Raw genomic sequence first — 6,902 nt, 5'->3', positions numbered from 1 at the left:
AACGCATGATCTTCTCTCCTGAATTTTGAAACCATACCGCCACAGCGGGTTTCAAAATTCAGGAGAGAAGATCAGAGAAAGATTCGCTGAAGCGGACCGGCTAGAAGCCGGTGGCTTCGATCCATTAGGTGGAAAGTAAAGGATGTCCCATGAACAAAGTGTCCGCCGGGACCAAACAGATTTCGTCGAGGCCGCGAAAAGCCGAAGCCGCCGACCGCCCTTTGGCGGGCAGAAAATCCAAATCCGGCCCGGCCGCCAAGCGTCACTACCAGACCCTTGACCGTGGTTTGCGCGTAGCTCTTGCACGCGCCAGCGCAGGTATCTCGACGCATGCTTTCATTCAGGCCTATTGGGACTGGGCGCACCACTTGGCACAATCGCCGGGACGTCAGCTGGAACTCGCAGAGCATGCGCAGACAAACCTGTTGAAACTGATGGCCTACAGCGCCGGTGTGAGCAGCGAAGCGGAGCCCCCGTTCAAGCCGAGACGAACCGACCACAGGTTCGAGCATGCTGGCTGGAACATTCCCCCTTTCAACTATTGGAAGCAATCTTTTCTCGCGGCTCAGGACTGGTGGGATGTCGCGACCGAGTACTTGCCGGGCCTGCAACCGGAAGATGCCGAACGGACAAGGTTTCTGGCACGCCAGTCGCTTGACCTCGTTTCGCCTTCGAATTTTCCATGGCTGAACCCGGAAATAATCGAGCAAACACTGAAACGAGGCGGCGCAAACCTCGTTGCAGGAGCAGCGCACTTTGCCCATGATTTCCACAATACGCTTACCCAGACTCACGAGGAACCGCCCGAGGGATACCGGATCGGCATAGACCTTGCCGCCACCCCCGGTGAAGTCGTGTTTCGAAACGAGCTGTTCGAACTCATTCAATATGCGCCGCAGGGGGACGTCGTACAGGCGGAGCCGGTTTTGATCGTTCCGGCATGGATCATGAAATACTATATTCTCGATCTGTCTGCGCACAATTCCATGGTAAGGTACCTTGTCGAACAGGGCTTTACCGTCTTCATGATTTCCTGGTGCAATCCGGAAGCCGAACAGTCCGAACTGTCCCTTGAAGACTATCGCAAGACCGGGGTGATGGCGGCGCTCGATCAGGTGCAATCAATCGTGCCCGAACAACCGGTGCATGCGGTCGGCTATTGCCTCGGCGGCACCATGCTCGCGATTGCCGCGGCAACCATGGCGCGCGACAAGGACGCCCGGCTCGCATCGATCACGCTGATGGCCGCGCAGGTGGATTTCGCTGAAGCCGGTGAGTTGTTGCTGTTTCTCGACGAAAGCCAGGTCGCTTTCCTTGAGGACCTGATGTGGGATCAGGGATATCTCGACCGGCCGCAGATGGCGCGTGCCTTTTCCACTATCCGGGCCGAAGACCTGATATACTCCCGAAACATCCGGCGGTATTTCCTCGGCGTGGAAGACCTGCCGACGGACATGACTGTATGGTTGTCCGACACCACCCGGATGCCCGCCAGAATGCACTCGCAATACCTGCGCGGGCTGTTCCTTGAAAACCGTCTTTCTGCGGGGCGTTTCGCCGTGGAAGACCGCGTCATCGCGTTGAAGGATATCTCGGTACCGATCTTCGTCGTAGCCACCGAAACCGACCACATCGCGCCCTGGAAGTCGGTCTACAAGACCAAGCTGTTCACGGACTGCGATCTGACTTTCGTGCTCACCAGCGGGGGGCACAACAGTGGGATCATCAACGAGCCGTCGTCTGCCCGGGGGCACTATCGCATTTCATACCGGCCTGCCGGCGCGCTTTACATTGGCCCCGATGACTGGCTGGAACAACAGCAGGAGCGTCCCGGTTCTTGGTGGGTGGAATGGCGAGACTGGCTCAAGGATGCAAGCAGCGCGGAGGTGCCCGCACGACCGCCCGGTAAGATGAGGCGAAAGTTTCCAAAGGGTGTACCGGCGCCGGGCACCTATATTTATCAGTCGTGAAAGGTAACGGGTGCTTCCGTTGCACATGACAGGCGCACCACCGGCAGGGCGTCCGCACCGCGACGCAATCCGTTTCTCGCGTCGGTGCGGGGCACGCTCGCAATGCGAAAAAGTCCATCGTCCGATCACATTCACATCCGCAGCATCCCGTCCGGTACAAGCAGAGATGGCATGCCCAAAAGCAGGCAGAAACTAAAATGATTGTCGAAGATCAAAGCAAAGTAACTGCCTTCCTCGCGGAGGCCTGCACGCATGGAAACGTTGGCAGCGTTGATGTGATGGAGACCCACATCTCCGCGATATTCCTCGTCGGCAACCGGGCTTACAAGCTCAAGAGAGCTGTCAGGTTGCCCTATGCCGACTTTTCGACGCCCGATATTCGTCTGGCCGCCTGTGTCAAGGAATACCGACTGAACAAGGCGACGTCCCCTGCAATCTATCTTGGTGTCCGTCGGATCACACGCGCGGGCAGCGGGCTGGTGTTTGACGGCACCGGAGAGCTGGTCGATGCGGTCGTGGAAATGGTGCGTTTCGATCAGGCGTGCATTCTCGACGATATGGCGCAGCATGCAAAGCTTGAGCCACAGATCATGAGCGTTCTGGCGCGCGAGATCGCCGCCGCTCATCGAAAGGCTGAGGTTGTGACCGGCGGGGGTGTCAAGAACATCGACGGGATTCTCGATATCAATCGTGCGGGCTTCCATCAGAGTGGGGTATTTTCTCAAGCGGAAATCGAAACGCTCGACACAGCTTTCATCACGGGTTTGCAGCTTCTGGCTCCCATTCTGGAAAGGCGCGCGGCGCGCGGCTGCATCAGGCGCTGCCACGGCGATCTGCACCTGAGAAACATCTGCATCTTCGACGGGCGACCACAACTGTTCGATTGCATCGATTTCAATGACCAGTTGGCCACTGTGGATGTTCTCTACGATCTTGCATTTCTGGCGATGGATCTGTGGCATCGGGAGTTGCAGGAATTCGCGAGCCTGATCATCAATCACTATCTTGATGACACACATGAGGAAGATGGTTTCGCTTGTCTTCCCTACTTCATCGCCTTGCGCGCGGCGGTGCGAGCGCATGTGCTCGCTACACAGTCCGAAGACACGCACATCCGTGATAAGGCGGCGAAACGTCAAGAAGCGCGTGACTACTATGATCTCGCGGTATCGCTTCTCGCACCAAACCCGCCCAGACTGATCGCCATCGGTGGGCTCAGTGGAAGCGGCAAATCGACAGTCGCCAGCAAACTGGCACCGCTTGCAGGCATAGCACCGGGCGCGCGTTTGATCGAGAGCGACCGGACCCGAAAAGCATTGTTCGGCGTCACGCCTGAAGAACACCTGCCGGAGAGCGCATATTTGCCGGAGGTGTCCGAAAAGGTTTATGCGGAAATGGCGACGCGCACCGCCGCGCTCTTGAAGGACGGGTGTGTCGTCATCACCGACGCCGTGTTTGATCGCACCGACCGAACGCAAGCGATCGAGGATGTCGCCAGGATGATTGATGTCCCTTTCGATGGATTATGGCTGCAGGCCAGTCCCGGCATTCTCAAGCAGCGTATCGAAACACGCCGGAATGCCGCGTCCGACGCGACATCGGCGGTGCTCGATATGCAACTGGCGCGCGCCTCAGGTAACGTGGACTGGCACAGGGTCCAGACCTCAGCCAGTCTTGAAGAAACCATCCGTGTCGCGCGCAAGTTGTTGAAAGTCTGAACGGATGCAGACCGACAGCACATCTCGCGGCCTGACGCAGAGCCAGATCGAAGACGCCCGGCGCGCGCATGGTTGGAACGAGCTTCCCGACCCTGCAACCGTCAGCGTCTTCGGTGTCTTTCTCCGTCAGTTCTCCAGCTTGCTGGTGATCATCCTCATCATCGCGGCGCTGGTAGCCCTGGCCCTGGGCGAGACCGTCGATTCAATCACCATCGGCATGGTGGTGCTGCTCAATGCCGTTCTGGGTTTCGTGCAGGAGTGGAAAGCGGAAACCGCCCTGCACTCCCTGCGTAAACTCATGTCCCCGAAAGCCATGGTCATTCGCGATGGCACAGAGCAGATCGTCCCCGCACGTGAAGTCGTGCCGGGCGACCTTCTGGTGCTGTCGCCGGGGGTAAAGATCGCGGCGGACGCCGAATTGTCGGCCGTGTCGTCGCTGAAAGTCGACGAAAGCGTTCTGACCGGGGAATCCGTTCCTGTGGAGAAGACAACAGCCAGCGGTGAGTCCATTGTCTTTGCCGGTACCGCTGTCACCGCCGGGCGAGCGGAAGCGCAAGTGACAGCAATCGGCCCGCAGACCGAATTTGGCCGGATCGCCGATTTGACCGGGGCGCAAGGTCTCAAGACAACCAACCTTCAAGAAAAGCTGGGACAACTCGCGCGGCAACTCGGTGCGGCGGCGCTTCTGATCGCCTTTGGCGTGGTAGCATTGGGATTGATCCTTGATCGCGATCTGACGGAAATGGTGCTCACGGGGCTTTCTCTCGCAGTAGCAATGGTGCCGGAAGGGCTGCCTGCCGTCGTAACGATCACGCTGGCCCTCGGTGCAACCGCCATGGTGCGCCAGAACGCGCTCGCACGGCGGCTGCAAGCGGTCGAAACCCTCGGGGCCGCCTCGGTCATCTGTACGGACAAGACGGGTACGCTCACGGAAAACAAGATGACCGCGACGCAAGTGCGTGCCTTGGACAAATCATATCAAGTGACCGGAACGGGCTATGATCCAGCCGGTCACATCGAATGCGATGGCGAAAGGGTACGTGCAGACGATGACCCGGTTCTTGCCGCCACTCTGAACACCGGCCTTCATTGCAGTCACGCGCGTCTGAACCGCAGCGACGGCAACTGGGAAATGATCGGCGAGCCGACAGAAGGGGCTTTGATTACTTTAGCCTACAAGGGTTGGTGCACGCCTACCGAAGATATCGCCCGCCTCGCCGAAATTCCCTTCAGCAGCGAGCGCAAACGGATGAGCGTCTTGCATCAGTCGGAAGAAGGTCTCTTTACGCTGACGAAGGGCGCGCCAGAGAAAGTCATCGAAATCTGTACGCAGGTCCTGACTCAGGAGGGCGTGCGGCCGCTGACACCCGAAGACGTCACGCGCATTACCGAAGCCTATATTGAGATGGCTAAAGACGGCCTGCGCGTCATTGCCCTGGCCCGTCGTGCCGGCGGACAGCAGATCCAGGAAGACGATCTTACGTTTCTCGGGCTCGTCGGCCTCATCGATCCCCCGCGCCCGGATGTTCGCGCGGCAATCGCCGCTGCGCGGTCGGCGGGCATTCGGACGATCATGATCACCGGTGACAGCCCGGTTACGGCAACAGCGATTGCCGGACAACTTTCCTTGCCGGTCACGCGGCAGATAACGGGACCGGAGCTCGACGCGCTCACCGACGAGCAGCTTCAGGATTTACTGACCGGGGAAGTTCTTTTTGCCCGGACCAAGCCAGAGCAGAAAATGCGCATCGTCTCGGTCCTGCAGTCGCAAAACCAGATCGTCGCAATGACCGGCGACGGCGTGAACGATGCACCGGCTTTGAAAAAAGCCGACATTGGCATCGCTATGGGAATACGCGGAACGGACGTTGCCCGCGATGCCTCCGATCTGGTCCTCCTTGATGATAGTTTCGCCTCGATCGTGCGGGCTATCGGCGAAGGCCGGCGTCAGTTCGCGAATATCCGCAAGTTCGTGCGCTACCTGCTGTCCTCCAATGCCGGAGAGGTGATTGCCCTTGTCGTCAACATCGCCATCGGCGGTCCGCTCATATTTCTGGCGACGCAGATATTGTGGATGAACCTTGTTACCGACGGCGTGACCGCCGTGGCACTCGGCTTGGAGAAATCCGAGCCCGACCAGATGCAGGAAAAGCCGCGCAAGAAGAACACACCGATCCTCGGCCTGTCCGGCATTGTCACCATCGCGGCGTTCGGTCTCTACACGGGTCTTTCGAGTTTGTGGATCTTCTTCCATTTGATGGACCACAGCGTCGAACTTGCCCGGACCACGGCCTTCACTGCGATGGTCGTCTTCGAAAAACTCAGTGTGTTTGCCTTTCGATCATTGCATCTCACGAGTTGGCGCATCGGCTGGTTCAGCAACCCGTTTTTGCTCATAGCTCTGTCGCTGACTCTCGGAGCGCAGGTATTGGCCGTCTACTGGCCGCCGCTGCAAGCTCTGTTGCACACCGTATCCATAGGTCCCGGCGAATGGCTCATTATCGGTCTGTTCGCAGTACCGCTCTTGATCGTTCCCGATCTCTACAAGGTGCTGCGCAAGCTCCAGCCGCACTGATCGAGGTACCAGCGCAGACCAATTTACCAGCGCGTTGCGGGTCTCGCCGACAGTCCCAGAAACACTGTGACCTTCGCCATCCGCAAGTCTGCCGTCGCGCTGTTTACCTTCGAGCATTGTGTCGCAAGCGGCATTCCGGCTGCCCAAGCTGCAAAGACGCTGCGCGATGACGTCACACGCCGTGCCAATAATCGGCTGGCCGGTGGAACCTCGACTGGCAAGACAACCCTCACAAACGCGTTGCAGGCGGAGGTCGCCAAGACCTCGGACCGCGCGGTCCGGAAGCGCTGGACCTGCTCAAGGCCTGGGGCATTGGTCATCCGGGCGGGCCGGGTCCGCCATCGGCGCGCTGCGTTGGCTCGAACAACTGATCCAGGAGACCGCCCGTAAACATCTTTCAATGTCGCAGCCTGCTACTCGGTGCCACTGCACTTTGCCTCTTGCTACTTGCCCTGCCCGACCCGGCCTTCGCCGCAGGGTCTGAAATGCCCTGGGAAGTCCCGCTACAGTCTCTCCTCGATTCGATCGGGGCCCGATCGCCAGGATCGTCGCGCGGATCATCGATTGAGCAACCCCACGTCTGGAAATTCGGATTTGGCATGATCACGCATCCTGGCATTCCCATTTGATATAGGCCTT

4 protein-coding genes are annotated in these 6,902 nt (G+C 58.9%); all 4 read left to right on the top strand.

What is annotated here, in order from left to right; all coding sequences use genetic code 11:
* Positions 1-149: 149 nt before the first annotated feature.
* Complete coding sequence (locus LC354_RS25375) at positions 150-1,970, top strand: PHA/PHB synthase family protein (protein ID WP_223428751.1); 1,821 nt, start codon at positions 150-152, stop codon at positions 1,968-1,970.
* 197 nt (positions 1,971-2,167) lie between these two features.
* Complete coding sequence (locus LC354_RS25370) at positions 2,168-3,688, top strand: bifunctional aminoglycoside phosphotransferase/ATP-binding protein (protein WP_223428750.1); 1,521 nt, start codon at positions 2,168-2,170, stop codon at positions 3,686-3,688.
* 4 nt (positions 3,689-3,692) lie between these two features.
* Positions 3,693-6,263, top strand: a complete 2,571-nt coding sequence (locus tag LC354_RS25365) for a cation-translocating P-type ATPase (protein WP_223428749.1) — start codon at positions 3,693-3,695, stop codon at positions 6,261-6,263.
* A 66-nt stretch (positions 6,264-6,329) separates the two neighbouring features.
* Positions 6,330-6,653 carry a hypothetical protein gene (locus LC354_RS25360; protein ID WP_449649489.1) on the top strand — a complete coding sequence of 108 codons (324 nt, stop codon included), beginning with the start codon at positions 6,330-6,332 and terminating at the stop codon, positions 6,651-6,653.
* Positions 6,654-6,902: the final 249 nt, after the last annotated feature.

It is taken from the genome of Tateyamaria pelophila (assembly GCF_019966495.1).
GTDB classification, from domain to species: Bacteria; Pseudomonadota; Alphaproteobacteria; order Rhodobacterales; family Rhodobacteraceae; genus Tateyamaria; species Tateyamaria pelophila.
Note: the sequence above shows the minus strand (reverse complement) of the source record. Positions and strands in the feature narration are given on the sequence as shown.